Source organism: Burkholderia sp. AU15512 (genome assembly GCF_002223325.1).
Taxonomy (GTDB): Bacteria; Pseudomonadota; Gammaproteobacteria; order Burkholderiales; family Burkholderiaceae; genus Burkholderia.
Genome location: NZ_NKEX01000006.1, coordinates 2357103 through 2383901, shown reverse-complemented (window position 1 = coordinate 2383901; position 26799 = coordinate 2357103). Strand labels below are relative to the sequence as shown.

The window sequence follows — 26799 nt, the reverse complement described above, 5'->3', positions numbered from 1 at the left end:
AAATTGAGCCGAGACAAAGTAAATCATTTCGATTGATGAATTTTCAGGATGGGAAGCGATGTATCGAATGCTGTTTGGCCGGCTGTTTGCCGGTGCGATCGTGCTTGCGACGGCGATGCCTGCCCATGCGGAAAGTGCGACGGACGTTTCGCCCGTCTGCACGACCGTCCGGACCGAAACGAGCAAGGATTCGCTGTTGAGCCGGACCAGTTATTGCCAGAAAACCGAACCGCTCGTCTATGTCGCGACAGACGGCCAGAACAATGAAATCGGCCGGGTGGCGATTGATGCCTATGCGTATTCCGACAATCCGTCGAACCAGCTCGCATGGCCGGTGACGTTTCGCTTCCGCACGCGCGTCCTGTCCGGCAATCCGCCCGGCCTGATGATCAAGCCGATCGTCGAATGCGGCGCGGATTGTACGGTTGCGCCCAATGCCGGCGTGCCGCTCGCCCTTGGCGGGCTGTCCAACGAGCTATCGGTGATGATCACGCCCAACATGGGATCCGGTAATCCGCTCAGGTTCAGTCCGACGCTCGAGTACCGGGTGGCGAAATCGGGAGACTCGTTCGAGAACGGCGCAAGCATGAATCCCTACGCGGGCGTCGGCTATATTCCCAACATTCGATGCGACATCGCGCTCGTCAAGAGCAACTCGCAAGGGTGCATCTACGCGGACGCACCGGCCGTCCTGCGTACCATCGTCGACACGAATCCCGACGTCAACGAATCCGCAATCCATATACGCGAGGCGCAAGCCGCCGGGCGTCCCGGCAAGTTCGTACCGAAGGGCGACGGCACGATCTTTCCGGCCTTTGAAGCCAGGCCGCTGACACGCACGCGCGACGCAGCATGGCGGCGGGCCAACCGGAGCGATTCCAAGGCGCAATGCATCGAGAAATTCGGCCCGGTCACTGGCCAGTGCACATTCACCGGTGATCCGGACGAAACGCCGAGCGATTGCGATTGCGACGAGTATCCGTTTGCGTCGACGGAGCAAGGCGCATCACGAGAACCGGAAGTATCGGTCAAGCGTATCGATGCGAGCGATAATCGGCGCGCGGGCGCTTTCCTCGGAAGTTTCTATTTGAACCAGCGCGTGATCGACCAGGAGGCGTTTTATGTCGACGTCGGTTCTTCGCAGCCTGCCGCAAAACGTTGAGCCGCAGGCGACGAAAGCCGCATTTTTGCCGTGGTTCGCACGCATCCTTCGAACCACGGCATGACAACACCCATCACCATGAACGATCACGAGCACTTCCCCTTCTGGCTCGACCAGCCCTACAAGCTCTGCCGACGCGCCGTGCCGGGCGCGATGCAATCCGAGGCGATTCCGGTCGAGGATGCGCTGACGCGCGTGACGGCGGCGGACGTTTTCGCCCCCGAGAATGTTCCGCCCGTTCCGCTCGCGGCGGTCGAAGGCTATGCTTTACGCGCATCCGATACCGCGCATGCGGCGCACGATGCACCGGTCGAGCTCGAATTCCAGTTCAGCCGGCGCGCGCTGGCCTCGCCGGCCGGCAGTCCGGCGGCTCGTGCAATCGGCGCACAGTGCGCGGTCGATGTCCCACCGTATTTCCCGCTGCCGGAACATGCCGACACCGTCGTCCCGAAAAGCGACCTCGAGGTTTCGTACCGTGGCGCTCGATCTTTTCTGCTGCTGCACGCGCCGCGATCCGCCGGCCAACATGTGATCGCACCGGGCAGCGAATGTCGGCAAGGCAGCCTGCTCCTGCCCAAGGGCAGCCGGATAACGGCCGAACGGCAGATCGCGCTGACGGCCGCAGGCATACGCGACATCGAGGTGACGAAACGGCCGCGCATCGGCGTGGTGATCGTCGGGTATGAGCCGTGCGCGCCCCGCGCCGCACGTGAGGGTTGGCGGCGCCCCGACACGAGTGGGCCCTATATCCGTGCGGTACTGCAGCGCTGGGGATACGAGGTGGCTTCGGTCGAGTACATCGAGCCGCCGGACATGGCACGGCCGCCGCTCGAGGTGCAACAGAACGAATACGCGTTCAAGAAGAAACTGGCCGAGCTCGCGCAGCGTTACGACCTGATCGTGGGAGCCGGGCTGCCTGCCGTGCGGCCATTTCTGGATCTGGGGCTGAATACGCAGCAGGTGTACGCCTACGACGAAACGACGGTTGACATCAAGCAAACACCGGCCGACCGCTTCAACTTCGGACGCAGCGACAATCGCTCGCCGCCGAAGAAAACCATGCTGCCGTTCACGCGTCCGGATGGTACGCAAAGCGGGATGACGGTCCTGACCAGCTACGATCAGGCCACCCTGATCAACCTGTCGGGCCACACGGGTGCCGTGGCGATGCTGATGCACGCGATCATGCCGCGTGTGCTCGATTCGCTCGAGCACGCGGCAACACCGGGGCCTCATTGGGAGTCCGGCATCGTCGACCACGGCGTCGAGCGCGATGGTCAACTGAACGCGATGCGATGGGGCAATCTGCATCGTGGCGTCGACGGAAACCTGGTCGTCCGCCTGTTGCCGTCCGAAGGCGACGGGAGGATCGGCGGCGTCGTTCGTGCCGATGTGCTCGTCGCGATCCCCGCTGCGGAATGTCCCATGGCAGCCGGTTCGTCCGTGCTGTTCCTGCGTCTCGACCGCGACCTCGCCAGTGAACCGCCGCGCCCCGTGGCGGAAACATCCGCCGAGGCAGCCTCACCATCGCCGGTGGTCGACGCCCGCGCGACGACCCGCGAGATCGACGACGCACGCAGCATCGATCTTCGCGAAACATGGCAACGGCTCGAAGCAGCCTTCGCCGCGGATGCGTCACGTCTGCCGGGTGGCCTCAACGGGCCGGCGTCCGACGACGAGATCGCGGCCTTGCAGACTGCGCTGGGAACGCGCCTGCCTGACGCATTCGTCGACAGCCTGCGCATTCACGATGGCCAGGCCGATGCGGGGGATGAATTTTCCGGAAGTGATGCGCTGCTGAGCTCGCACGAGATCCTCGCGCAATGGCGTATCTGGAAAGGTCTCGTCGACGGAGGCGATTTCGACGGTGTGGAATCGGAACCGGATCCAGGCATCGGGGACGACTGGTACAACCTGAAGTGGATTCCATTCACGCATGACGGTAGCGGCAATCATCTGTGTCTTGACCTCGATCCCACGGAAGACGGTTTCTCGGGACAAGTGATTCGGGTCTGGCACGATGACGCGCGACGCGAGCGCGTTGCAGGGAGCTTCTCGGCGTGGCTTGCCCGCGTCGCCGACGACGGGCAATCAAGCTGAGCACTCGCTGAGCATGAGGGTGGCGGTGTGTGGGCCGCTACGTCGATGCGCATGCTCCAAGGGCCATGCCGATGACCCTTGGGGAAACGCTTGTCTGTGCAGGGCAGACGGGCGCTTCGTGCGCTACCGGGTCAAGCAGTACAAGACGTCAGGACACCCTTCCTCGTTCCTGCTTCCGTCGCTGTATGCAATCGCAACGAACCCGTGCCGTTCATAAAACGCAGCAGCATCGTGATTCATCTGGAACGTGTAGAGCTGGAGCCTGCCAACCGTCTGCGACTTCACCGATTCCAGGAGGGAAGAACCCATTCCTTGTCGCTTGAATTCGGGGCACACATACAACTGGTCAAGCCACACCACGCCGTCAGTGACAACGTGCGCGGCCATGCCGACGATGCGGTTGTCGTTCACGGCAACGGTAACGTTGCCGGACGGAACTAGCAGGTTGGCCACCCAATCGCGGACAGCGGCTTCAGAGTGTGCGAGCGGCGCATAGGATGCCAGCGTGTTGCGCGACCGTAGATAGACGTCAGCCACCTCTGCGGCATCCGCAGCAATCGCGCGACGCAAGATCAAGGGCATGTCTCGGCCGCTCCGAAATCGTCAAAAGGTGCACAACGATAGCAGCACGGAATCGAACTTCCAAGATCGCGGAAGCATGCCGCTGAAACCGGTGAGACCGGAAGTTCAGTGCGACGTATCGAGCGTGCGGTACAGCGAACCGGCAGCGAGATCCCGTCACCGATTCGCTGCTTCATTCCGGGATTCCCGGGCGCCGACATTCCCGTATCGTCTGTCCGATTTTCCGGGATCGCATGACCTGGCAATTCCGCACAAACGAGAGGGCTAGCGATGAAGGTCGATGGGCCCGGCCATTCTCTTGCCGACCATGCCGGCGGGCGGGTCACCCGATGCGCCTGTTTCGCAGTAGCCGTTTCTTTCGGAATCCTTCCAGACATGCCTGTCGATCGACGATCGGTCACAGCGTCGTGCGCGATCGCCGGGTGTCGCCAGCATCACGATGACGTTGTGTCGCACGCCGTGACCGCTCGATGAGGGGTGAGCATCCCGCTCGTCGGCCCGACTGTGTCGGACTTTTCTTGTTCGGTCGCGCAGGGGATGCCGGCGACGGCGACGTGTGGCAACATCGCGGTGATTTCGACGTTCCATCCGGGTGCCGGCAGACCCATCTATCCGAGGGGGAGTCATGTTTGACCATGTCAAATTCGGCGTGACCGACTTTGCAGCGAGCAAGGCGTTTTTCCTGAGCGCACTCGAGCCGCTAGGCGTCGTGGTGCAGGGCGAGGGCGAGCCGTCGTACGGCATCGAGATCTCTCCGCCGGGCAAGCCTTCGTTGTGCCTGTTCCAGACGTCGGAGAAACCGGCGCATCTCCACATCGCGTTCGTGGCCGACAACCGGCAGCAAGTCGACGCGTTCTATCGCGCGGCGCTGGCGGCAGGCGGGAAGGACCATGGCGCGCCGGGGCTGCGGCCGCACTATCACGCGAATTACTACGCGGCGTTCGTCATCGGGCCGGATGGGCACAATATCGAGGTGGTGTGCCATCAGGCGCAGGGGGGAGCTTCCGGCGACTGATCGATGTCATTCAAACCATGAGCGAACGCATATGCCACGCACGCAACCGAGCATTCCGGGATGAGTGACATCACCATTGATTTTCCTTTTTATCTCGTTGTGCTTGGAACTGGCATGGAATACTGGCCCGTGACGCTTTGTGTCGGCGCGGCAGGATTGTATGTCGGGGCAACTCGCCTGCGCGGTGTCTGGCAAGGTGTCTGCCTCGTCATTGCGCTGTTGTTCGTCGTTGATGCTGGCACCGGCATTTACTTGTCCCTGGGTTAGCGTTCAGGAAAATCACGCTGGCGCATGGCGTGCAAAACGTTGCCGGCGTGCGGACGTTGTACGCGTCGGAGTGCGACCAGTCAGTAGCAGGCGCCGGGTCTCGGTACCACGCAACCGTGAACTGTGAATCGCGGTTGTTCCTTCACCGACTCGCTGTAACGGAGAGATGAGCAATGACCTCGAAAAGCATCCGCAGGGCAACGGCAGACGACGTACCGGTGCTGACGCGGATCCGGAATGACGCACACGCGAAGAAGCTCACGTACGACGACCCTGTATGGGGCAAGGAAGGCGACGGATTTTCCGAGGCGTGGGTACGCAACAACCTGTCCCAAAAGGACGTGTATGTCGTCGAACTGGACGACACGTTGGCCGGAACGTTCTCGCTCGCCTTCGACGAGGACACGCACTGGGGGCCGCAGGAACCGATCGCCGGCTATGTGCACGGGCTGTGCGTGCGGGAAGGTTTCAACGGGCAAGGGCTCGGCAGCTTCATGCTGGACTGGTGCGGGCGCATGGTGAGCAGCTCGAACCGGCGTTTCGTTCGGCTCGATTGCGCCGTGGAGAACGTGACGCTCTGCGCTTACTACGAGTCGCTGGGCTTCATTCGCGTCGGGTCGAAATCAGACGGGATCGTCTGGGCACTGTACGAGAAGGCAGCTGAATAGCGCTCCCTTGTCCCTGACGCCACGTCAAGCGCGTTCAATCGACAGACACGGCCGGATCATCGACAATTCGCGCCTATCAAAACATGAGAGAAGAGGGCAGGTGCATGCGCGGGTTCCGTAAAACGCTTGGGGTGATCCTGGGCCTTTCCGTCGTTGGCGTCACCGGCGTTCAAGCCGCATCCGGCGAACTCGCCTTCCCGCGTTTCACCCAGGCGGAGGGCCGGACGGATACCGACGGTCTCCCGCTGTCCGGCGTGAAACTTTGCGTGCTTCCCGACCGTGCGCCGTGCTTCCAGATGCCGCCCGCGCCGCTTCCCAATTCGCCGAAGGAGCTTTACCAGTTCGGACTGACGCCAAGGTCCGAGCGGCTGCCGATCGCGTCGGGCGGCTCGTGGGTGTTCTTCTCGGGGATGTTCTCGGGCGGCGGCAGCGGGATGCTGGAGCGCGTGGCGATCCTGCGTTATGGCGCGAACGGCAAGATCGAGAACCTGATGCCGGAAGTCACGCAGACGGAGCTGGCCGACCGCGCGATGTGGAAGGTGCCGGACGTGTCGCCCTATCCGGTGTTCGTTCGCGCCGATTATGTGTGGGGCAAGGACGAGAGTCATTTCGAAGCGCACCTGTTCGACGTCGATGCGTGGGTGTTCGATCCCGCTACCAACCAGTACAAGAAGCGGTTTTCCTACCGGACGACGAAACGCTATGACCGAGGCGAGGGCTCGGATCATGTGCTGACCGCCGAGCATGCGGAAATCCTGCGGCGCCTCGCGGCCGGCAAGTAGCCCGGGGCCGGTGGCGCGCCGGGAAGCCGTCGCGACGCACGACGGGTTTCGGCGGGGCCGGCGGGCCGTTCAACGCAGGCGTGGCACGCGAAACCCTACCGCTGCGCGTCCCCGTAAGTCTCCCTGCACACCTGGCGCAGCGCGTCGACGAGCAGATCCCGCGCCGGCGAACGCGAATCGGCGGCGCGGGTAAACAGCGCGATGGGCGGAAGCGTCCACACCAGCGAGTACGGCACGATCGCCACCCCGGCGATCCGCACCAGTTCTTCCGCGATATCGGCCGGCACGATCGACACGGCCTCGTCGCTCGACGCGATCATCTCGCCGATCAGCTTGGACGAGTAACTCTCGACGATCGGGACGGGCGGCGCGATGCCGGCCGACAGGAACAGGTCGGTGACCTGTTCCCGCATCGGCGTATGCGGCGCGCCGAGAATCCAGTCGAGCGCATGCAGCTTGTGCCAGTCGAGCGCGGTGCGGGCCAGTTTCGCGGCAAGCCGCCGGCTCGCGATCATGCGCGGCTGCTGCTGGTACAGCACTTCGAAGGAGACCTGCCCCAGGTCGATCGCCGACGACGCCCGCCCGATCACGATGTCGACGCTGTGATCCCTGAGCTGCAGCAGCAACTGATCGCTGGTGCCTTCATGAATCGTCACGGTCAGGCGCCGCTCCATGCGCGCCTGCAGCCGCTTGAGCGCCGCCGACAGCATCTGCCCGGAAATGAACGGAATCACGCCGATGTGCAGGTGGGCCGCATGCCCGGCGGCGACGGCCTCCATCTCGCGGGCGAGGTGGTCGAGATCCTTGATCATCGCCTTCGCCCGCTCGAGCACGACCGCGCCGAGCGCGGTGGGCCGCATGCCGCGCGACGAGCGCTCGAACAGCGGCGTGCCGAACATGCTCTCCAGCTCGGACAGCGCGTTGGTCACGGCGGGCTGGCTGCTGGCCATGTGCTCCGCGACGCGCGTCAGCGACCCGTGCTGCTGGATCTGCAGCAACAGCACCAGGTGCCGCATCTTCAAGCGGGCGCCCAGCCGCCTGACCACGTCGTTTGCGTCAAAATTCATTGACTGGTCACGTATCCATCATGAAAAAGTGATGGACCGATATTAAAACAGAATCAACACCTTATGGCGGATCCCTAGAATCACCTTCATGGATCGCGCCGGGACTGGCCTGGCGCCCGTGCCCGGATCGAAAAACATGAAACAGACTGAGACACAGCAGCAGGCAGCGTTCGACTATCACGAATTTCCGACCCCGGGAAAGATCTCGGTCGTCGCCAGCAAGCCGCTCGTGACCCAGCGCGATCTCGCGCTGGCGTACACGCCGGGCGTGGCGGGCGTGTGCGAGGCCATCGCCGCCGATCCGCTGCAGGCGCACCGGTTCACGAGCCGCGGCAACCTGGTGGGCGTGATCACGAACGGCACGGCCGTGCTCGGCCTGGGCAACATCGGCCCGCTCGCGTCGAAGCCGGTCATGGAAGGCAAGGCGGTGCTGTTCAAGAAGTTCGCGGGGATCGACGTCTTCGACATCGAGATCAACGAAACCGATCCGGACAAGCTGGTCGACATCATCGCCGGCCTCGAGCCGACCTTCGGCGGCATCAACCTCGAGGACATCAAGGCGCCCGAGTGCTTCACGGTCGAGCAGAAGCTGCGTGACCGCATGAAGATTCCCGTTTTCCACGACGATCAGCACGGCACCGCCATCACAGTCTCCGCCGCGTTCATCAACGGGTTGAAGGTGGTTGGGAAGTCCATCAAGGAAGTGAAGGTCGTGACGTCGGGCGCAGGCGCCGCCGCGCTGGCCTGCCTGGACCTGCTGGTCGACCTCGGGCTGCCGGTTGAAAACGTGTGGGTGACCGACATCGAGGGCGTCGTCTATCGTGGCCGCACCACGCTGATGGACCCGGCGAAGTCGCGCTTCGCGCAGGAAACCGATGCGCGCAAGCTGGCCGACGTGATCGGCGGCGCGGACGTGTTCCTGGGCCTGTCGGTCGGCGGCATCCTGACCGCCGACATGCTGAAGGCGATGGCGCCGCGCCCGCTGATTCTCGCGCTGGCCAACCCCACGCCGGAAATCTTCCCGGAACTGGCGCACGCGACGCGCGACGACGTCGTGATCGCGACGGGCCGCTCGGATTACCCGAACCAGGTCAACAACGTCCTCTGCTTCCCGTACATCTTCCGTGGCGCGCTCGACGTCGGCGCGACGACGATCACCCGCGAAATGGAGATCGCCGCGGTTCACGCGATCGCGGGGCTGGCCGAGGAGGAGCAGAACGAAGTCGTCGCGGCGGCCTACGGTGCGTACGACGTGGCGTTCGGCGCGCAATACCTGATTCCGAAGCCGTTCGACCCGCGCCTGATCGTCCGTATCGCGCCGGCCGTGGCCAAGGCGGCGATGGACGGCGGCGTGGCGAAGCGACCGCTGACCGATCTCGACGCGTACGTCGAGCAACTGCAGCAATTCGTCTACCACTCCGGTGCGTTCATGAAGCCGCTGTTCGCGACGGCGCGCCGGCTGGTGCGCGACGGCGGCAAGGCGCGGATCGTCTTTACCGAAGGCGAGGACGAGCGCGTGCTGCGCGCGGTGCAGGTGATCGTCGACGAGAAGCTCGCGCGGCCGATCCTGGTCGGGCGTCCCGAGGTGCTGCTGGCGCGCATCGAGCGATTCGGCCTGCGGATCCGGCTCGGTCAGGATGTCGAAGTAACCAATCCGGAATATGACGAGCGCTTCCCGCAGTACTGGACGAAGTACTGGGAGCTGCGCTGCCGGGACGGCATCTCGAAGGAGATGGCACGGGTCGAGATGCGGCGCCGCCTGACGTTGATCGGCGCGATGATGGTGCGGCTCGGCGATGCGGACGGGATGATCTGCGGGACGGTGGGCGAGTATCACAACCACCTGCGGTTCGTCGACGAGGTGATCGGGAAGAAGCCGGGGGCGTCGACCTATGCGGCGATGAACATCCTGTTGCTCGACCAGCGGACGGTCGCGCTGGTGGATACGCACGTCAACGACAATCCCGACGCGGAGCAGATCGCGGAATTCACGATCGCCGCGGCGCGCCAGATGGAATGGCTGAACCTGACGCCGAAAGCGGCGTTGCTGTCGCGGTCGAACTTCGGGTCGGGGAGCGCGGCGTCGGGCGTGAAGATGCGCCGGGCGCTGGAGATCGTCCGGGAGCAGGCGCCGGATATCGAGGCGGACGGCGAGATGCATGGCGACTGCGCGCTGGATGAAGGGCTGCGGGCGAAGTTGCTGCCGATGTCGCCGCTGAAGGGCGCTGCCAACCTGCTGGTTTGCCCGAACGTCGACGCCGGTAACATCGCGTACAACCTGCTGAAGACTGAAGCGGGCAGCAATGTGGCGGTGGGGCCGTTCCTGCTCGGTGTGAATGCGCCGGTGAACATTCTGACGTCTAGCGCGACCGTGCGGCGGATCGTGAACATGGCTGCGTTGACGGTGATCGAGGCCAACCGGAATGTGGCCGATTGATTGATGTTGGCGGGGCGGCTGTGGCCGCCCCGCGCGTTCACATATCGACACGCAGTGCGTGATGCGGCCGGAGCGGGTACGGACCAAGCGTTCGTCGTCGGCAAACCCGACGAACGGCTGCAAGTGACGTGAGGCGGCACGTTGTCGAAACAATCGCCCGAATTGAATGCCGCGCGACGGCGTGCACCCCAAACCACGCATCACCCTCCCCATCGGCGGGCGCGCCACCTCCCCCATGTGATGACCAAACCGCAAGACCTAGTGCATAGATATCGTTTGCCGCGGCCTTAATGACTATCGACAATCGTGGCTCGATTTCACCGCCGTGGCGCCAGAAGCGCCGCGGTGGCCGGTATCGGGCGGCTATCCCGGCCGTCCGCGCCATCCAGCCCACGACGACATGTACGCGTTCACTCCCTCATTCCAGAATCCCGCCGGCTCGCCGATCCGCGAACTGTTCAAGTACCTGTCCGAACCAGGCATGATTTCCTTCGCGGGCGGCTATCCGGCCAGCGACCTGTTCGACGTCGACGGCCTGAACGCGGCCGCCGAGCGCGCGTACGCGCAGCCCGTGCGCTGCCTGCAATACGGCCCGACCGACGGCCTCGCCGAACTGAAGCAGCAATTGATCGCGCTGATGGGGCGGCGCGGCGTGACGTGCACGGCGGCCGAGCTGCTCGTCACGACCGGTTCGCAGCAGGGCCTCGACCTGCTGCTGCGCGTGATGGTGTCGCCCGGCGACGTCGTGCTGACCGAGCAACCGGCTTACCCGGCGACGCTGCAGGCGATGCGTCTGCAGCAGGCGCGCATCGTGACGATTCCGGTCGACGGCGCGGGCCTCGACGTCGATCGTCTCGGCGAACAGCTCGCGTCCGGCGCGATCGCGCAGCCGAAACTGCTCTACACGGTCCCGACCTTCGCGAACCCGACGGGCGCGACCCTCACGCGCGAGCGCCGGCTGAAGCTGCTGCGTCTCGCGGTGCAATACCGTTTCCTGATCGTCGAGGACGATCCATACGGCGACCTGCGTTTCGCGGGCGAAGCCGTGCCGTCGATGCTCGCTCTCGCCGACGAAGTGGATGGCGCGCGCGACTGGATCGTGCATTTCGCGAGCCTGTCGAAGATCGTCGCGCCGGGGCTGCGCGTGGGCTGGACGATCGCGCCGGCCGAGATCGCGCGGCGCTGCGTGATCGCGAAGCAGACGGTCGATCTGTGCAGCACGCCGTGGACCCAGGCGGCCGCCGCCGAGTATCTGGCCGACGGTGCGCTCGAACGTCATCTGCCGCGCATCACGGCCGCGTACCAGCGCAAATGCGACGCGATGTGCGACGCGCTGCGCGACGGCCTGGGCGATGCGATCGAATTCCATCGTCCCGAAGGCGGGATGTTCGTGTGGGCACGGATCGGCGCGGTGTCGTCGGACGTGCTGCTGCAACAGGCGATCGCGAACAAGGTCGTGTTCGTGCCGGGCAAGGCGTTCTTCGCGGACAACGTCGACGCGGCGTCGCTGCGCCTGTCGTTCGCCGCGCCGGACGTCGACGCGATCCGGGAAGGCGTGGCGCGCCTCGTGCGCGCGTATGGTGCGGCGCTGGCCGCGTGAGGAGACATCAACGTGAACATCACCGTCAACGACACCGTATCGATGAGCATCGCGCCGGGCGCGGGCGATAACCGGCCGGTTGCGCACCGGTCGTCGCAGATCAGCGCCGGGCCGCAGTATGTGGCCGACGTGCTCGGCCGCTTCGGCGCGGAGCCGGCGGCCGACCTCGGCGACGCGGCACCGGTCGTACTCGGCTACAACTGAGCCGCGCGGCGACGGTCGGCGCGCCACCCGCGTGCCCTCGCCGCAGCAAACGGTTAAGCTGGCGCGATCGCCACCCGCCCGATCGCCGCTTCGTCATGCCTGACGCCACTTCCGAATCACTCGCGCAAACCTACGAGCGCCTGTGGTCGTGCCTCGAATCCGGCGTGAGCGCGCAACGCTCGCCGTTCACGATGCTGCAGGCCGCGACGCTCGGCATCGACGGCGCGCCGAAGGTGCGCACGATCGTGTTGCGTCAGGTGAGCCGCGCCGATCGCATGCTGTCGTTTCATACCGATGCGCGTTCGGAGAAGGTCGCGGAGCTGCGCCGCGATCCGCGCATCGCGCTCGTCGCCAGCGATCTCGATGCGCTCGTGCAGATTCGCGTGGAAGGTGCGGCATCGATCTGCGACGACGAAGCGCAACGGCGCGCGATCTGGCAAGCGAGCCGTCCGCATACGCTGCTGCTGTATCGCGCACCGTTGCCGCCGGGTACGCCGGTCGAGTCGCCGGAGGCCGCGCATGTCCCGGCGAGCCAGGGTGCCGCATCGACCGATGACGGCTACGACAACTTCTGCCTGCTCCACGTGACCGTGACGCGTATCGACTGGCTCGAACTCGCGCGCGCCGGCCATTGCCGCGCGGTGTTCGACCTGCATGAAAGCGGCTACGAAGGCCGCTGGGTCGCGCCCTGACGCGGCCGACGCCCGCTCAAGGGCGCCTGTCCGACATCACCTGCGCGGCCATCCATTCGCGCATCACGACGATCGCATCGTCGTCGCGCCGCTCGGCCGGATACACGAGATAGAACCCCACCGACAGCGGAAACGCGAAATCGAACGGCTTGCACAGCCGGCCCGCGGCGATGTCGCGCTCGACCAGCGGATCGGTGGCGAGCGCGATGCCCTGGCCGGCGACGGCCGCATCGATCGCGAGCGACGTCTGGTTGAAGCGCAACCCCTTGTGCGGATCGAGGTCGACGGGCTCGGGCATCGCGGCGAGGAACTCGGGCCACAGGTCGTGCGCGTCATGCAGCAGCACGTGGCCCGCGAGCGCTCGCGGCGACGCGGGCGCGGCCAGCAGCGCGGGGCTGCATACGGCACACACGTCGAGCGGGAACAGCGCATGCGTGGCGAGATGCTTGCCGAACGGCGGCTTGCCGTAGCGGATCGCGAGATCCACGCCGTCGTGGCGGAACGTCGCGATCTGCGGGTCGGCGATCACGCGCACGTCGTAGTCGGGATGCGCGTCGGTGAACTGCGCGAGCCGCGGGATCAGCCATTTCGACGCGAACGACGGCGTCGTGCTGATCGTCAGCGCGGCGCGCCGCTTCACGAGCTTGTCGGTCGCGTCGGCGATCGCATGCAGCGCGCGCTGCACGTCGGAGAAATACGCGGCGCCGTCGTGCGTCAGCGCGAGGCCGCGCGGCAGGCGTTCGAACAGCTTCAGGCCGAGCACGTCCTCGAGGTGGCGCACCTGCTGCGCGACAGCGCCCTGCGTGACGCCGATCTCGTCGGCGGCGGCGCGGAAATTGAGGTGCCGCGCGGACACTTCGAATGCACGAAGCGCATTCAGCGGCGGCAGGCGGGAGGGGCGAGGCGGCATCGTCAGGCTGTAGAAAAACTATCGGCTGGAGGCAGAAATACTGGTTCGACAGTCGTGATGGATGCGCCTACATTACCACCATGGCGGGCCGAACGGCGGCTGCGCGGCGGCAGGATTCGAACGAGGAGCACATCGTGACTGTAGAAAAAGTAGCGTTGATCACGGCGGCAGGCAAGGGTATGGGCGCGGCGATCGCGCGCGAACTGGCGGCGACGGGCTATCGCGTCGCGCTGATGTCGCCGTCGGGCAGCGCGGTGGCGCTGGGCGAGGAACTGGGCGGGTTCGGCATCCAGGGCTCGGTGACGGAAGAAGCCGACATCGACCGGCTCGTGCAGGAAACGGTGGCGCGCTACGGTCGCATCGATGCGGTCGTGAACAATACCGGGCACCCGCCGAAGGGCGAGCTGCTGGCGATCACCGACGACAACTGGCACGCGGGGCTCGACCTGATCCTGCTGAACGTGGTGCGCGTGATGCGCCGCGTGACGCCGATCTTCCAGCAGCAGGGCGGCGGCGCGGTGGTCAACATCTCGAGTTTCGCGGCGGATGCGCCCGAGCAGCCGATGCCGGTTTCGTCGGCGCTGCGCGCGGCGCTGAGCGCGTGGACGCGGCTTTACGCGGAACGCTATGCGGCCGAGAACATCCGGATGAACGCGGTGCTGCCGGGTTTCATCGACAGCTGGCCGGAAACGCCGGAGATCGTCGCGCGCATTCCGGCCGGCCGCTTCGGCAAGACCAGCGAGATCGCGAAGACGGTCGCGTTCCTGCTGTCGGACGGCGCGGGCTACATCACCGGCCAGAACATTCGCGTCGACGGCGCGATCGTCAAGGCGCTCTGAGCGGCGGGCGGGCGGCTGCACGGGCTGATCGCTCGCCGGCGGGGAGTCGGTTCGCGCACGTATGAGGCGTGCGCGCTTGCTTGCGGTGTCAACGCGCTGTCTCGACGTCTGCGTAAGACGCGTCGAATTTTGTCTTCCCGTATGGAGGCGGCGGCCATTTGCAGGGTGGCCGTCTGATCGGACGGCCCTTGCGCCGATGTCAGGATGGCCATAACATGGCCGAGTGATGTAACACGCCCATGTGATATGATCCGGCCATGTGATATCGCATAGCCGCGCGAGGCCGAAATGGATCCGATCTCAGACGAAATGCCGGGGCGTCACGCGCTCCTGGCCTTCCGAAAGCTATTCGAGGAAGCAGACGGATGGCACGTCATGGATAGGGGAGAGCAGGATCATGCCGGCGACGTCCTCCTGCGCAGCGATCGTGGCCACACCTTTCTCGCGGCCCTCAAGGCCTTCAACGATGGACGAGCCGACCGAGTGACGGCGGCGTTTGCCCAGATGCTTCTCGAGGCGCGTGTGCACGCGAAGCGGCAAGGAATGCGTCCCGCCATTCTGATCTGGGTCCGCAGTGCTTCGCCCGCTCTCATCAGGCGTCTGGTCGAATTCCATCGCGAGTACGGAGATTCCGAACCCTTTGCCGTCCTCTCGATGGCCGGGACGCGATATGTCCGGTTTCCGGGTTTCGAACTGGATAAGCCATCGGACGCACCGACCAGCTTCTACAGGAGTAGTGACGGGACGCGGCCGCGCCTGGTGCTGTCGGACCTCGCGCAGTGGATGCTCAAACTCATGCTGGCGCCGGACATTGCGTTCACGTCGAATCCCGACGAGGGTGACGAGCCGTGGCTCGGCGCCGAGAACATGCGCTATGGCTCGGCGACCGACCTCGCACGCGCCGCCGGCGTGTCGCTCATGACCGCCACGCGGCTCGTGAACGGCCTGATCGAAGAGGGTTTCCTCGAGACGCGCCCTTTCCTGAAACTCGTACAGCGAGGCAAACTCGCGCGACGTTGGAAGGCGGAATACCGGGCCCCTGCACTGGCTCTTCCCATGAAGTTTCTTTCGGAAGCAGCGCCCGACGTGCAACTGCGCAGACTCCTCCAAAGACATGGTGGCATTCTCGGCAACTTCGCGGCGGCCGAGGCACTGGGTTTCGGGCATGTGAAGGGCGTGACGCCAACGGTCTGGGTTCACAACCTGCGAGAGGCCGAAAACTGGCGTCCTCTGCGACTGGCGAAAGAGGGGGAGCGTCCTGATCTTGTCCTGCAGCAACCGAGCTTTCCGCAATCGCTGACGCGTGGTTGCGTCGACAGGAAAGGCGTGCGTGTCACGGACCTCATCCAGACATGGCTCGACGTTTCCGCGCATCCTGCGCGAGGCGCGGAAATGGCGGCCGAGTTGGAGCATGGGGTACTTGCAAAGGTAGTAGGAGAAGGGGCATGAGCGAACTCGCGGAATTCAGCAAGCTCGCAGTAACGCTCGAGCAGTGGCGCTCCAACATCGTGTTCATCGGGGGCTGGGCATTCCGGCTTTACGAATACGAGCCGCGCGCCTACAAACCCGAGCACAAGCCGATCTTCACGCAAGATGCCGATGTTGCGTACGCACACCAGGCGGTACTCGAAGGGGATATCAAAAGTGCGCTGGAGGGGGCGGGTTTCAAGGCAGAGCCGAACTTCGCAGGCGGGTTCAAGCCGCCTGCAATGCGATACACGCTGGGCGAGGGCGGCAATGGGTTTTATGCGGAATTCCTGACGCCGCTGGTCGGTAGCCCCAGGCGACGCGTCAAGGGCACGAATGATACGGAGCCGAACGCAACCGAAGCGAAGGCGGGTGTGGTTGCACAGAAGCTGCCGCATCTCGAAGTACTGCTGCACGAGCCATGGATCGTGACGATTCCCGCAACGGAGTCTGGCCTGGGCGAGTCAGTGCGTGATCTACGCATTCCGAATCCGGTGAGCTTCATGATCCAGAAGCTTCTGATCCGGGAGGAGCGGTTCGTGGAAAAGCGTCCCCAGGACGTTCTCTACATCCACGACACGATGAACATCTTCGGCGTCGCGATCGGAGATGACCTGGCGCCCATCTGGAAAAGCCTCGAAGTCACGTTGACGGATGCGCAGCGCAAGTCGGTCAAAACGGGTGTGGAGGCGCTATTCACGGAGGTCAACGATACGATTCGGGCCGCGGCGGACATTCCGCGATCCGATCGATACATCGAACCCGTTACCATGCTCAGGCTGTGCCAGAACGGATTCGAAGAACTTTTCGGTCACGCCATCTGATTTTGACGCGCACTTGCCCGAGCAGTCGATGCTGGCGCGTCGTTGACACGGCGCTCGCCTCCCAGCCGCTACAAACGCGTACAAATCAGACAAATACCGGATACATCAGACCTTTCAAATGGGCGACGCCGCGTGACGCGGGCGCGCCGGATTGAAAGCGAAGGCGCGTTTCCCGCGCGCGGCATGTTCACTTTCCACTTCACGAAAGGAGATGCCGAACGATGTCTTCCACACCGTTTTCCCCGATGCGTCGCCACCTGCTGGCCACCTCCGTGGCCGCCGGGGTCTCGGCGATGCTGCCCACCGCGCTGCATGCGGCGACCGGCGCGACCGGCATACGCCCGTTCACCGCGCACATACCCGATGACGCCGTGGCCGACCTGCGCCGCCGCATCGCCGCGACGCGCTGGCCGGGTCGCGAGACCGTCGCCGACGAATCGCAAGGCGTGCGGCTCGCGCGCATGCAGGCGTTGCTGCGTTACTGGGGCACCGACTACGACTGGCGCAAGGGCGAGGCGCGCCTGAACGGCTTCCCGATGTTCATCACGGAAATCGACGGGCTCGACATTCATTTCATTCACGTGCGCTCGCGGCACGAGAACGCGATGCCGATGATCATGACGCACGGCTGGCCGGGCTCGATCTTCGAGTTGCTGAAGGCGATCGGCCCGCTGACCGATCCGACCGCGCATGGCGCGAGCGCCGACGATGCGTTTCACGTCGTCGTGCCGTCGTTGCCGGGCTTCGGCTTCTCGGGCCGTCCGACGCAGACCGGCTGGGGTTCCGACCACATCGCGCGCGCATGGGGCGAGCTGATGGCGCGGCTTGGCTATACGCGCTTCGTGTCGCAGGGCGGCGATTGCGGCTCGGTGATCTCGCACCGGATGGCGATGCAGCGCGTGCAGGGCCTCGCCGGGATTCACGTGAACATGCCGGCGACGGTGCCGCCGGATATCGCGACGCTGCTCGCGACCGATGCGCCCGCGCCGGCTTCGCTGTCGCCGAAGGAGAAGGCCGCGTACGAGAAGCTCGCGACGTTCTATCGCGACAACTGCGGCTACTCGGCGATGATGGTCACGCGCCCGCAGACGGTCGGCTATGCGCTGGCTGATTCACCGTCGGGGCAGGCTGCGTGGATGTACGACAAGATTTCGCAATGGACGTACAGCGGCGGCGTGCCCGAACGCTCGATTCCGCGCGACGAGATTCTCGACGACATTTCGTTGTACTGGCTGACGAACACAGCGACGTCCGCCGCGCAGATCTACTGGGAGGATCACTCGAACAACTTCAACGCGGTGGACATTTCGCTACCGGCGGCGATCACGGTGTTTCCGGGCGAGATCTACCAGGCGCCGCGCAGCTGGGCCGAGCGCAGTTATCACAACCTGATCTACTTCAACGAAGTCGACAAGGGCGGGCATTTCGCGGCATGGGAGGAGCCGGAACTGTTTGCGCGTGAAGTGCGTGCCGGGTTCCGGCCGCTGCGGCGCGTGTAAGCGGAGAAGGAGTGGCGAACGCGGGCCGGCGCGGTCATGCGGCCTGCGTTTGTTTCTGTTTTGCGGTTCAGCACGCCCACGCGGATGGCAACCTCGGCTACCTGCGGTTCGATGTGTCGTGCCCACCGGCAGTGACGATGGTGCGCCGAACAAGTCAATCGGCACACCACCGAAGCCTGGGTCAGGTCACTTCTTGAACGAATCCTGCGGGACCGGTACCGGGCTCCAGATCTCCGCATCCGACGCGTTGGCCGTGAAGGTCCAGATGTACGTGCCCTTCGCGACGTTTCTCCATGGGAGATCGAAGACCAGTTGCGAATTGCTCACGTTTTTGATGTAGCCCGATTGCGCGTCGTCCGATTGCGGGTCGAATTGCCATTGCCGAGAGGCCGACGCGTTGTTTTTCTTGTAGGTGTTCAGGAAAAGGTATTGCTCGGCGGATACCGTTCCGCAGTCGATGGCGAGCGTGGAGTCGCTGTGCAGCGTGATTCCGCCATCCGGTTGGAAGTCCCTGTCCGTACTGGTGGGAAGGAGCGCCAACCTGTCGCCTTTGACGCGATCGGTGACACCGATGAGCCAGCTGTTGTCGGCCAAGTAATAAATTTTTGCCATTTTTTCCTCTGAGCGGTAATTGGATGAGTCGATAAATGAACGCTTCTTTCCCGACAGCAGCCTCACGTGGAAATCATCCTTGCACAAGACCCTCGATGTATCTGCATATATTCGACGAGAAATCGTCGGCGCTTGATTGGCAAGGTTTAATGATGGGCTTCTGCCTGGGATAAACATCAGGCCCGCCCCATCGCTGAATCATTTACATGCGATTGCACGAAGGGGCGCTACCGTGTCGGGAACGGGGCGACCTGCAACGTTGGCCTGACTAATTGCACACGATTGAATGACATGTCGATGAAATCGATCCTTCTGGATCGAAACATTCCATCGTAATTATCTGATTTGAAAGCGATTTTGATAAAAATCAAAAATATATCGCGTGAATGATCGGGTGGTTTGAAACCCTCAATACAATGATTCGCGGTACAAAGGCAATTCGGCCCTTTCTCAGTTTCGCTCGATGAAAAAATACGACCCGAGGTTTCGCGATGACGAATAACGACGTGCGCGAGTCGCGCGCGCCCGGCAATGGCATGCGGCCGCTTGAAGGCAAAAGGGGCATCGTCGTCGGCCTGGCGAACGAGCAGAGCATCGCCTGGGGATGTGCGCGCGCCTTTCACGCAGCGGGGGCCGAGCTGGCCGTGACCTGGCAATCCGACCGCGCGTTGCCGTACGTCGAGCCGCTGCTGGAGCAGTTGAAGCCGGCGATCGCGATGCCGCTCGATGTGGGCCGGACCGACCAGATGCGCGACGTGTTCGACACGATCGGCGAGCAATGGGGCCGCCTCGATTTTCTGCTGCATGCCGTCGCCTATGCACCGAGGGCCGACCTGCACGGGCGGGTCGTCGACAGTTCGCCGGAAGGGTTCGCACTCGCGATGGATACCTCCTGCCACTCGTTCATCAGGATGGCGAAACTTGCCGAGCCGTTGATGACGTCCGGCGGCAGCCTGCTGGCGATGACCTATATCGGCGCCGACCAGGTCATCGCCGAATACGGCGTGATGGGGCCGGTCAAGGCGGCGCTGGAGGCCACCGTTCGCTATCTGGCCGTCGAGCTGGGGCCGGCAGGCATCCGCGTGCATGCGGTGTCGCCCGGTGCGTTGCCCACGCGGGCGGCCTCCGGGTTGCCGAACTTCGATCATCTGCTCGACGACACCGCACGGCGTGCGCCATTGCGCCGGCCGTTCGACATCGACGACGTCGGCGCGCTGTGCACCTTTCTTGCCAGCGATGCCGCACGTGCGATGACCGGCGGCGTTCACTACGTCGACGCGGGAATGCACGTGCTCGGCTGACGCGAGACGGCCGCTCCCGGAATGCGTCGGGATTCACCTTGCCCCTCTGGAGAACAGTGTTATGGATGCTGCCACGCAACTGGCGCGCAGTCACGAGATCGCCGCGGAAATTGTCCACGTCCTGCAAAAGCGCACGCAGCACGCGCTGGAACAGTATGGAAAGCGGTTGAGCGAAGCATTCGACGGCGGCGATAGCCTCAGCCACGATCCGGGCGCCGCGCCCTTCGCCACAGCGCTTTCGCCGTTGAGCGCATGGCACTACGCGGTCGACGCCGTCCAGCGCTCGCTGCTGTTCTGGGACACGCTGCGCGAGCGCGGCACGCAATACGTCGAGCGCACGGCCCAGGGGCTCAAGCCGGTGCTGCATTTCGACTACGACGTGGTGCTCGACGGCCGGCAGTTCGAGCGGCCCGTCAATTACGCGCTCGTTCACATCCAGGCGCCGGACGGCGTGAAAGTCGACGCCGCCAAGCGGCCCTACCTGATCATCGATCCGCGCGCGGGGCACGGCCCCGGCATCGGCGGCTTCAAGGACGATTCGCAGGTCGGCGTGGCGTTGCGCGCGGGACATCCGGTGTACTTCGTCGTGTTCTTCCAGGAGCCCGAGCCCGGCCAGACGCTGCTCGACGTGTGCGCGGCGGAACAGGCGTTCGTCCGGAAGGTGCGCGAGCTGCATCCGGACAGCCTCAAGCCGGCCATCGTCGGCAACTGCCAGGGCGGCTGGGCCGCGATGATGCTCGCGAGCTCGTCGGCGGACGATACGGGCCCGATCGTCATCAACGGCGCCCCGATGTCGTACTGGAGCGGCGCGTGGAGCGACGGGCCCGGCGACAATCCGATGCGCTATGCCGGCGGCCTGCTCGGCGGCACCTGGCTCGCGTCGTTTTCGTCGGACCTCGGCAACGGCAAGTTCGACGGCGCATATCTCGTGCAGAACTTCGAGAACCTGAATCCGGCGAACACGTGGTGGGACAAGTATTACCACGTGTACGACAACATCGACACCGAGCCGCCGCGCTTCCTCGAGTTCGAGCGCTGGTGGGGCGGCTACTACCTGATGAACCGCGAGGAGATCGAATGGATCACGCGCAACCTGTTCATCGGCAACAAGCTCTGGTCCGGCGAGGTGCGCGACGGGGCGGGCAAGGCGTTCGACCTGCGCGAGATCCGCTCGCCGATCATCCTGTTCGCGTCGATGGGCGACAACATCACGCCGCCGCAGCAGGCGTTCAACTGGGTCGCGGACATCTACGGCAGCACGGAGGAGATCAAGTCGCGCGGGCAGGTGATCATCGGCTTGATGGAGGAGGATGTCGGGCATCTGGGCATCTTCGTGTCGGGCAAGGTTGCGAAGAAGGAGCACGCACAGATCGTCAGCGTGCTGGATGCCGTCGAAACGCTGCCGCCCGCCCTCTATGCGATGTCGATCGAGGAGGTGAAAGGCGCCGACGGGAAGGTCGCTTACGAGGTCACGTTCGCCGAGCATCGTCTCGAAGAGATCGCGCAACACTTCAACCGCTTCGGGCGCAAGGACGAGCATGCGTTCGAGGCGGTCGCCGAGCTGTCCGAATTCACGCAGCGCGCCTATGAACTGTTCCTGCAGCCGTTCGTGCAGCAGGCCTCGAACGAAACCACGGCGCGCGTGTTGCGCGATTTTCATCCGCTGCGCTTTCAGCGCTGGGCGTTTTCGGACCTGAACCCATGGCTTGGCTGGCTGAAGCCGGCTGCCGACACGGTCAACGCACATCGCCAGCCGGCCGACGATATCGAACCGTGGCGCAAGCTCGAACGCCGTGGCTCGGACGTCGTCAGCGCATCGCTCGATTTTTTCCGCGCGATGCGCGATGCCGGCACCGAGTCGCTGTTCTTCACGCTGTACACGCAGCCGTTCATGCTTCATTTCGCGGAACAGTATCGCGACCATCATGCCGCTTCGCCGGTCACGACGAACCCGCGCGACCTGCCGTTCGTGAAGGACGCGCTCGCGTCGATCGATCGGGGCGGCTACACCGAAGCGGTTGCGCGCGCAGCGTTTCTGCTCGAACGCGGCGGCGAGCCGTTTCCGCTGGCGCAACTGGCGACCGAGCGTGAACTCGCCGAAACCTACGCCGAGTATCTGCCGGACCTGCCGCCCGACCAGTGGCGACGCATCTATGGCGAGCAGGAAATCATCGCGACCTACGCGCCGCAGCAGGCCGTTGCCACGCTGCCGGCGCTGCTGGCCCGGCCGGAGGATCGCCAGCGGCTGCTGACGTTGCTGGACAAGTTGCTGGGCGATCCGCGCGTGCAGAGCGCGTCGGTGAGCGAGCAGCAGTGGGCGGCCCTGCAACGCATCCGCGCGGTGCTGGGCGCGTCGCCCGCGAAGCGGCCGGCCAAGGGGCCGGTGGCGGCCCTCGAACGTGTGCAGTGACGGACAGCCAGGAACCACGATGGAAAACAGACACGAGAAATATCTCCGCCTCATCGAACACTGCCGGACGCTGGCGCCGATGCCGACGGCCGTCGCGCACCCGTGCGATCGAAGCTCGCTCGAGGGGGCGCTGGAGGCGGCGCGCAAGGGACTGATCGCGCCGATCCTGGTCGGCCCGCGGGCCCGGATCGAAGCGACCGCCGCGGCGTGCGGGCTGTCGATCATCGATCACGAGATCGTCGATGCGCCGTACAGCGAGGCGTCGGCAGCGGCGGCGGTGCGGCTCGTCCGCGACGGGCGGGCGGCTGCGCTGATGAAGGGCAGCCTGCATACCGACGAGCTCATGGCCGAAGTGGTGCGTCACGATGCCGGATTGCGCACCGGCCGGCGTATCAGCCATTGCTTCGTCATGGACGTGCCCGCGCATGCCGATCCGCTGATCGTGACCGACGCGGCGATCAATATCGCGCCGACGCTCGAGGACAAGGTCGACATCCTGCAGAACGCGATCGATCTTGCGCATGCGCTGGACTTTCCGCAGGTGCGCGTGGCGATCCTGTCGGCGATGGAGACGGTCAACCCGAAAGTGCCGTCGACGCTCGAAGCCGCCGCGCTGTGCAAGATGGTGGACCGGCGGCAGATTACCGGCGCGCTCGTCGACGGCCCGCTTGCGCTCGACAACGCGATCGATCCCGAGGCCGCGCGCATCAAGCAGATCGATTCGCCGGTGGCCGGGCACGCGAACGTGCTGATGGTGCCCAACCTCGAAGCAGGCAACATGCTCGCCAAGAGCCTGTCGTTCCTGGCCGGCGCGGACGCCGCCGGGATCGTGCTCGGCGCGCGCGTGCCGATCATCCTGACGAGTCGCGCCGATTCGCTGATCACCCGGCTGGCTTCATGCGCGGTCGCGATGCTCGTCGCGAACGGGCAGCGTGAAGCGGCCACGCACGCGGGGTGATGCCATGGCAGACGTGATTCTGGTGTTGAATGCGGGCTCGTCGAGCATCAAGTTTTCCGCATTCGACGTGCAGGGCGACACGCTCGGGCTGATCGTGCACGGTCAGGTCGATGGGCTTTACACGGCCACCGCGCACTTCAGCGCCGTCGACCATCACGGGGAGCATCACGAGCAGCAATGGGCCGGCGGCGAGACGTTCGGCCATCACGAAGGGCTCGAGCAGATCGCCGCATTCCTGGAGGCTCACCAGGAAGGACACCGTCTCGCGGCGGTGGGCCATCGCGTCGTGCATGGCGGGCAACGCTTCAGCGGCCCGGTGCGCGTCACGCCCGAGATCGTGGCCGAGCTGGACAAGCTCACGCCGCTCGCGCCGTTGCATCAACCGCACAACCTGACGCCGATTCGCATCCTCGAAACGGTGCAGCCCGGCATCGAGCAAGTGGCCTGCTTCGACACGGCATTCCACCGCACGCAGCCCGCGGTGACCCAGGCGTTCGCGCTGCCCGAGTCGATCACCAGTCGGGGCGTTCGCCGCTATGGATTCCACGGGCTCTCGTACGAGTACATCGCGAGCGTGCTGCCCGACGTCGCGCCACAGGCGGCGCGCGGGCGTACGGTCGTCGCCCACCTCGGCAACGGCGCGAGCATGTGCGCGCTCGTGGCGGGCAAGAGCGTCGCGAGCACGATGGGGTTCACCGCCGTCGACGGGCTGCCGATGGGCACGCGCTGCGGCAACCTCGACCCGGGCGTCGTGCTCTTCCTGATGGAAGAGCTCGGGATGGACGTGCGCGCCGTCGAGGATCTGATCTATCGGCGCTCCGGGTTGCTCGGGGTGTCCGGCATATCGAGCGACATGCGCACGCTGCTCGCGAGCGACGATCCGCATGCGCGCTTCGCGATCGAACTGTATATCACCCGCATTGCGCGCGAACTCGGATCGCTCGCCGCCGCTATGGAAGGCATCGACGCGATCGTCTTCACGGCGGGGATCGGCGAGCACGCGGCGGCGATTCGCGAAGGCGTGATGCGCCGTGCGGCCTGGCTCGGCGTCGAGATCGACGTCGACGCGAACCATGCCGGCGGGCCGCTGCTCACGACGGCGTCGAGCCGCGTGTCGGCGTGGGTGATCCCGACCAACGAAGAACTGATGATCGCGCACCATACGCGCCGGCTGATCCGGTGACGGCGGTCGAATCAAGCAAGGAGCCGTCATGGCCGAACTGTTGCTGGTCAATGTCGAAGAACACGCACGCGACGACGAGGTCGGCGCGTTCCTGACCCGGTATGGATTCCCGCTGTTCGATTCGATCGAGCGGGTGCCGGCCGGGATCGGTAACCCGATCGCGCTGCTCAGGTTCAATACGCTGTCGTCGGTGGCGCTCTACACGTTGCGCGCACGGATCGATCACCTGTCGTGGCGGGGACGGTCGATCCGTGCGCATATCCTGCCGGATCGGAAGGTGTGAGCGGATTCTCATGTCAGCATGGTTGAAGGGGGGAATGCGGGCTGATTCCCCTGTCAACACGCCTCTCCAGCACGATTTTTGAATCCCCGTGTGTCGTGTTCACGCACAGATACGTTGGGATACAAAGCCTGAGGATGGATCGGATATAAATCCGGTGAAGCGATTCACACGGCAGCGCAGTGCCAGCGCCGCCGCCGCGAACGCGGATTCCCGAGCGCCCCTGCGCGCCGTGGTCCCCCTTCCTTAGCGATCGACACTGGAGAACGAGTCATGCCTGAAACCGTGAACACCCGCCGCCGCCTGATCCTCGGTACGACGCTGGCAAGCCTGAGCCTCGCCGACCTCGGCTTCAGCGCCCTCGCGCATGCGCAGTCGGCGCCCGATGCAGCGCCCGCCAAGCGCACGGCCGGCGTCGCGTCGCTGGGCACGATTCACCAGATCGACGCGGGCGTGCTCAACGTCGGGTATGCGGACCTCGGGCCGAAGAACGGCCCCGTCGTGTTCCTGCTGCACGGCTGGCCGTACGACATCTACAGCTACGCGGAAGTCGCGCCGCTGCTCGTCGCGGCCGGCTATCGCGTGATCGTGCCGTACCTGCGCGGCTACGGGTCGACGACGTTCCGTTCGGCCGACACGGTGCGCAACGGCCAGCAGGCCGTGACGGCCGTCGACATCGTCGCGCTGATGGATGCGCTGAAGATCGACCGCGCGGTGTTCGGCGGCTACGACTGGGGCGCACGCACGGCCGACGTGATCGCGGCGCTGTGGCCGCAGCGCGTGAAGGCGCTGGTGTCGGTGAGCGGCTACCTGATCGGCAGCCAGGCGGCGAACGCCGCGCCGCTGCCGCCGCAGGCCGAGCTCCAGTGGTGGTATCAGTTCTATTTCACGACCGAGCGCGGCGAACTCGGCTACACGCAGAACCGCGATGCGTTCAACAAGCTGATCTGGCAGCTCGCGTCGCCGAAATGGCAGTTCTCCGACGAAACCTTTGCGCGCACGGCCGCGTCGTTCCAGAACCCCGATCACGTCGCCGTCGTGATTCACAACTATCGCTGGCGCCTCGGGCTCGCGAAGGGCGAAGCGCAGTACGACGACATCGAGCGCCGCCTCGCGGCCGGGCCGGCGATCACCGTGCCGACGATCACGATGGAAGGCGACGCGAACGGCGCGCCGCATCCCGCGCCGGCCGCCTACGCGAAGAAGTTCACCGGCAAGTACCAGCACCGCACGATCACCGGCGGCATCGGCCACAACCTGCCGCAGGAAGCGCCGCAGGCGTTCGCCGATGCGATCCTGCAAGTGGAGCATCTGTGATGCGGGCGCGGGTGGGTGTGATGCGCCGCATCATGCGACGCACGGTCGTCGCGGGCGTGCTGCTGGCCGGCGCGTGGTCGGCCAGCGGTCCGGCCGCATTCGCGGAGCAGCCGAAGCCGGCCGCCGCCGCTTCGCCGATCTATGGCGTGACGATCCCGCCCGGCTACCGGAAGTGGGAAATGGTCGCGCCGGCCGAGGAAGCCGCGCCACTCGATGAACTCCGTGTGGTGCTCGGCAACCCCGTCGCGATCCGTGCGCTCGAACAGGCGACGCTGCCGTTCCCGGACGGCACGATCCTCGTGAAGCTCGCGTACAAGCGCAAGCAGTCCGACGAGCTCCCGAGTGCCACGGTGCCGGGCCAGGCGACGACCGTGCAGGTGATGGTGAAGGACTCGCGCCGCTATGCATCGACGGGCGGCTGGGGTTTCGGACGCTTCATCAACGGCGTACCGGCCGATATCGGCCAGCATCAGACGTGCTTTGCGTGCCACCAGGCGCGTGTGAAGAACCACGACTACGTGTTCACGCGGCTTGCGCCGTGACGTGCGTGGTGTGACGGGTTCGACGGAAAGGCGTGCCATGCGTGGCACGCCTTTTTTCATGGTGAGTGGGCTTGGGGGGAC

Annotated in this window: 25 protein-coding genes; 21 read left to right on the top strand and 4 right to left on the bottom strand. The window is 65.0% G+C overall.

Annotated elements, in window-relative coordinates:
- Window positions 1-58 precede the first annotated feature (58 nt).
- Window positions 59-1162 carry a NucA/NucB deoxyribonuclease domain-containing protein gene (locus tag CFB43_RS30020; protein WP_226272632.1) on the top strand — a complete coding sequence of 368 codons (1104 nt, stop codon included), beginning with the start codon at window positions 59-61 and terminating at the stop codon, window positions 1160-1162.
- Between the two features lie 60 nt (window positions 1163-1222).
- Window positions 1223-3262: an SMI1/KNR4 family protein gene (locus CFB43_RS30015; protein WP_256990133.1), complete on the top strand. Its 2040-nt coding sequence runs from the start codon at window positions 1223-1225 to the stop codon at window positions 3260-3262.
- Between the two features lie 123 nt (window positions 3263-3385).
- Here CFB43_RS30015 and CFB43_RS30010 read toward each other — a convergent pair whose 3' ends face one another.
- On the bottom strand, window positions 3386-3844 hold the full coding sequence (locus CFB43_RS30010) for a GNAT family N-acetyltransferase (RefSeq protein WP_089457579.1): 459 nt from the start codon (window positions 3842-3844) through the stop codon (window positions 3386-3388).
- A gap of 625 nt (window positions 3845-4469) precedes the next feature.
- Here CFB43_RS30010 and CFB43_RS30005 point away from each other — a divergent pair.
- The 4 genes from CFB43_RS30005 to CFB43_RS29990 all read left to right on the top strand — a co-directional run bounded on the left by CFB43_RS30005 (window position 4470) and on the right by CFB43_RS29990 (window position 6576).
- Window positions 4470-4859 (top strand): VOC family protein, encoded by a 390-nt coding sequence (locus CFB43_RS30005; protein ID WP_089497736.1) that lies wholly within the window; start codon window positions 4470-4472, stop codon window positions 4857-4859.
- A 60-nt stretch (window positions 4860-4919) separates the two neighbouring features.
- Complete coding sequence (locus CFB43_RS30000; protein ID WP_089497735.1) at window positions 4920-5126, top strand: hypothetical protein; 207 nt, start codon at window positions 4920-4922, stop codon at window positions 5124-5126.
- A gap of 173 nt (window positions 5127-5299) precedes the next feature.
- Entirely contained in the window at window positions 5300-5794 is a 495-nt protein-coding gene (locus CFB43_RS29995) for a GNAT family N-acetyltransferase (protein WP_089497734.1), read from the top strand.
- Between the two features lie 266 nt (window positions 5795-6060).
- Complete coding sequence (locus CFB43_RS29990; protein ID WP_256990132.1) at window positions 6061-6576, top strand: hypothetical protein; 516 nt, start codon at window positions 6061-6063, stop codon at window positions 6574-6576.
- A gap of 95 nt (window positions 6577-6671) precedes the next feature.
- On the opposite strand, the gene CFB43_RS29985 is transcribed toward CFB43_RS29990, so the two are convergent.
- Window positions 6672-7643, bottom strand: a complete 972-nt coding sequence (locus CFB43_RS29985; protein WP_089497732.1) for a LysR substrate-binding domain-containing protein — start codon at window positions 7641-7643, stop codon at window positions 6672-6674.
- Window positions 7644-7779: 136 nt separating this feature from the next.
- Here CFB43_RS29985 and CFB43_RS29980 point away from each other — a divergent pair, with 136 nt between their 5' ends.
- The 4 genes from CFB43_RS29980 to CFB43_RS29965 all read left to right on the top strand — a co-directional run bounded on the left by CFB43_RS29980 (window position 7780) and on the right by CFB43_RS29965 (window position 12576).
- Window positions 7780-10080, top strand: coding sequence for an NADP-dependent malic enzyme (locus CFB43_RS29980; protein ID WP_089457583.1), 2301 nt, complete (start codon window positions 7780-7782; stop codon window positions 10078-10080).
- A 400-nt stretch (window positions 10081-10480) separates the two neighbouring features.
- Window positions 10481-11680, top strand: a complete 1200-nt coding sequence (locus CFB43_RS29975; RefSeq protein WP_089443293.1) for an aminotransferase-like domain-containing protein — start codon at window positions 10481-10483, stop codon at window positions 11678-11680.
- Window positions 11681-11692: 12 nt separating this feature from the next.
- Window positions 11693-11884: a hypothetical protein gene (locus CFB43_RS29970; RefSeq protein ID WP_089443292.1), complete on the top strand. Its 192-nt coding sequence runs from the start codon at window positions 11693-11695 to the stop codon at window positions 11882-11884.
- A gap of 95 nt (window positions 11885-11979) precedes the next feature.
- Window positions 11980-12576 carry a pyridoxamine 5'-phosphate oxidase family protein gene (locus tag CFB43_RS29965; protein WP_089497731.1) on the top strand — a complete coding sequence of 199 codons (597 nt, stop codon included), beginning with the start codon at window positions 11980-11982 and terminating at the stop codon, window positions 12574-12576.
- A gap of 16 nt (window positions 12577-12592) precedes the next feature.
- On the opposite strand, the gene gcvA is transcribed toward CFB43_RS29965, so the two are convergent.
- Window positions 12593-13486: a transcriptional regulator GcvA gene (gene gcvA / locus CFB43_RS29960; protein ID WP_089497730.1), complete on the bottom strand. Its 894-nt coding sequence runs from the start codon at window positions 13484-13486 to the stop codon at window positions 12593-12595.
- A 134-nt stretch (window positions 13487-13620) separates the two neighbouring features.
- Between gcvA and CFB43_RS29955 the strand changes: the two genes are divergently transcribed.
- The 4 genes from CFB43_RS29955 (at window position 13621) to CFB43_RS29940 (ending at window position 18115) form a co-directional block, all read left to right on the top strand.
- Complete coding sequence (locus tag CFB43_RS29955) at window positions 13621-14325, top strand: SDR family oxidoreductase (RefSeq protein ID WP_089498189.1); 705 nt, start codon at window positions 13621-13623, stop codon at window positions 14323-14325.
- Window positions 14326-14613: 288 nt separating this feature from the next.
- Window positions 14614-15774 (top strand): helix-turn-helix domain-containing protein, encoded by a 1161-nt coding sequence (locus CFB43_RS29950; RefSeq protein ID WP_089497729.1) that lies wholly within the window; start codon window positions 14614-14616, stop codon window positions 15772-15774.
- Window positions 15771-16616, top strand: coding sequence for a GSU2403 family nucleotidyltransferase fold protein (locus tag CFB43_RS29945; RefSeq protein WP_089497728.1), 846 nt, complete (start codon window positions 15771-15773; stop codon window positions 16614-16616). Before CFB43_RS29950 ends, CFB43_RS29945 begins: the two co-directional genes overlap by 4 nt.
- 221 nt (window positions 16617-16837) lie before the next feature.
- Window positions 16838-18115, top strand: a complete 1278-nt coding sequence (locus CFB43_RS29940; protein ID WP_089497727.1) for an epoxide hydrolase family protein — start codon at window positions 16838-16840, stop codon at window positions 18113-18115.
- 186 nt (window positions 18116-18301) lie between these two features.
- Here CFB43_RS29940 and CFB43_RS29935 read toward each other — a convergent pair whose 3' ends face one another.
- On the bottom strand, window positions 18302-18793 hold the full coding sequence (locus CFB43_RS29935) for an RICIN domain-containing protein (RefSeq protein ID WP_144023128.1): 492 nt from the start codon (window positions 18791-18793) through the stop codon (window positions 18302-18304).
- A gap of 425 nt (window positions 18794-19218) precedes the next feature.
- Here CFB43_RS29935 and fabI point away from each other — a divergent pair, with 425 nt between their 5' ends.
- The 7 genes from fabI (at window position 19219) to CFB43_RS29900 (ending at window position 26718) form a co-directional block, all read left to right on the top strand.
- Window positions 19219-20028, top strand: a complete 810-nt coding sequence (gene fabI / locus CFB43_RS29930; protein WP_373452562.1) for an enoyl-ACP reductase FabI — start codon at window positions 19219-19221, stop codon at window positions 20026-20028.
- A 61-nt stretch (window positions 20029-20089) separates the two neighbouring features.
- A complete protein-coding gene (locus CFB43_RS29925; RefSeq protein WP_089497725.1) occupies window positions 20090-22438 on the top strand; it encodes a DUF3141 domain-containing protein in 2349 nt (782 codons plus the stop codon).
- A gap of 19 nt (window positions 22439-22457) precedes the next feature.
- Entirely contained in the window at window positions 22458-23396 is a 939-nt protein-coding gene (locus tag CFB43_RS29920) for a phosphate acetyltransferase (protein WP_089497724.1), read from the top strand.
- 4 nt (window positions 23397-23400) lie between these two features.
- Entirely contained in the window at window positions 23401-24579 is a 1179-nt protein-coding gene (locus CFB43_RS29915) for an acetate/propionate family kinase (RefSeq protein ID WP_089497723.1), read from the top strand.
- A 28-nt stretch (window positions 24580-24607) separates the two neighbouring features.
- Entirely contained in the window at window positions 24608-24862 is a 255-nt protein-coding gene (locus tag CFB43_RS29910) for a hypothetical protein (RefSeq protein ID WP_089497722.1), read from the top strand.
- Between the two features lie 270 nt (window positions 24863-25132).
- A complete protein-coding gene (locus CFB43_RS29905; RefSeq protein ID WP_089497721.1) occupies window positions 25133-26176 on the top strand; it encodes an alpha/beta fold hydrolase in 1044 nt (347 codons plus the stop codon).
- Entirely contained in the window at window positions 26176-26718 is a 543-nt protein-coding gene (locus CFB43_RS29900) for a cytochrome P460 family protein (protein ID WP_089497720.1), read from the top strand. Before CFB43_RS29905 ends, CFB43_RS29900 begins: the two co-directional genes overlap by 1 nt.
- Window positions 26719-26799 lie beyond the last annotated feature (81 nt).

Excerpts from the sequence above, each read along its gene's own strand:
- CFB43_RS30015 (WP_256990133.1), top strand. The coding sequence starts at position 1,223 with ATGACAACACCCATCACCATGAACGATCACGAGCACTTCCCCTTCTGG.
- CFB43_RS30010 (WP_089457579.1), bottom strand. The coding sequence starts at position 3,844 with ATGCCCTTGATCTTGCGTCGCGCGATTGCTGCGGATGCCGCAGAGGTG.
- CFB43_RS29910 (WP_089497722.1), top strand. The coding sequence starts at position 24,608 with ATGGCCGAACTGTTGCTGGTCAATGTCGAAGAACACGCACGCGACGAC.
- CFB43_RS29945 (WP_089497728.1), top strand. The coding sequence starts at position 15,771 with ATGAGCGAACTCGCGGAATTCAGCAAGCTCGCAGTAACGCTCGAGCAG.
- CFB43_RS29940 (WP_089497727.1), top strand. The coding sequence starts at position 16,838 with ATGTCTTCCACACCGTTTTCCCCGATGCGTCGCCACCTGCTGGCCACC.
- CFB43_RS29925 (WP_089497725.1), top strand. The coding sequence starts at position 20,090 with ATGGATGCTGCCACGCAACTGGCGCGCAGTCACGAGATCGCCGCGGAA.
- CFB43_RS29905 (WP_089497721.1), top strand. The coding sequence starts at position 25,133 with ATGCCTGAAACCGTGAACACCCGCCGCCGCCTGATCCTCGGTACGACG.
- CFB43_RS29980 (WP_089457583.1), top strand. The coding sequence starts at position 7,780 with ATGAAACAGACTGAGACACAGCAGCAGGCAGCGTTCGACTATCACGAA.
- gcvA (WP_089497730.1), bottom strand. The coding sequence starts at position 13,486 with ATGCCGCCTCGCCCCTCCCGCCTGCCGCCGCTGAATGCGCTTCGTGCA.
- CFB43_RS29920 (WP_089497724.1), top strand. The coding sequence starts at position 22,458 with ATGGAAAACAGACACGAGAAATATCTCCGCCTCATCGAACACTGCCGG.
- CFB43_RS29985 (WP_089497732.1), bottom strand. The coding sequence starts at position 7,643 with ATGAATTTTGACGCAAACGACGTGGTCAGGCGGCTGGGCGCCCGCTTG.
- CFB43_RS30005 (WP_089497736.1), top strand. The coding sequence starts at position 4,470 with ATGTTTGACCATGTCAAATTCGGCGTGACCGACTTTGCAGCGAGCAAG.
- CFB43_RS30020 (WP_226272632.1), top strand. The coding sequence starts at position 59 with ATGTATCGAATGCTGTTTGGCCGGCTGTTTGCCGGTGCGATCGTGCTT.
- CFB43_RS29995 (WP_089497734.1), top strand. The coding sequence starts at position 5,300 with ATGACCTCGAAAAGCATCCGCAGGGCAACGGCAGACGACGTACCGGTG.
- fabI (WP_373452562.1), top strand. The coding sequence starts at position 19,219 with ATGACGAATAACGACGTGCGCGAGTCGCGCGCGCCCGGCAATGGCATG.
- CFB43_RS29950 (WP_089497729.1), top strand. The coding sequence starts at position 14,614 with ATGGATCCGATCTCAGACGAAATGCCGGGGCGTCACGCGCTCCTGGCC.
- CFB43_RS29915 (WP_089497723.1), top strand. The coding sequence starts at position 23,401 with ATGGCAGACGTGATTCTGGTGTTGAATGCGGGCTCGTCGAGCATCAAG.
- CFB43_RS29975 (WP_089443293.1), top strand. The coding sequence starts at position 10,481 with ATGTACGCGTTCACTCCCTCATTCCAGAATCCCGCCGGCTCGCCGATC.
- CFB43_RS29900 (WP_089497720.1), top strand. The coding sequence starts at position 26,176 with ATGCGGGCGCGGGTGGGTGTGATGCGCCGCATCATGCGACGCACGGTC.
- CFB43_RS30000 (WP_089497735.1), top strand. The coding sequence starts at position 4,920 with ATGAGTGACATCACCATTGATTTTCCTTTTTATCTCGTTGTGCTTGGA.
- CFB43_RS29965 (WP_089497731.1), top strand. The coding sequence starts at position 11,980 with ATGCCTGACGCCACTTCCGAATCACTCGCGCAAACCTACGAGCGCCTG.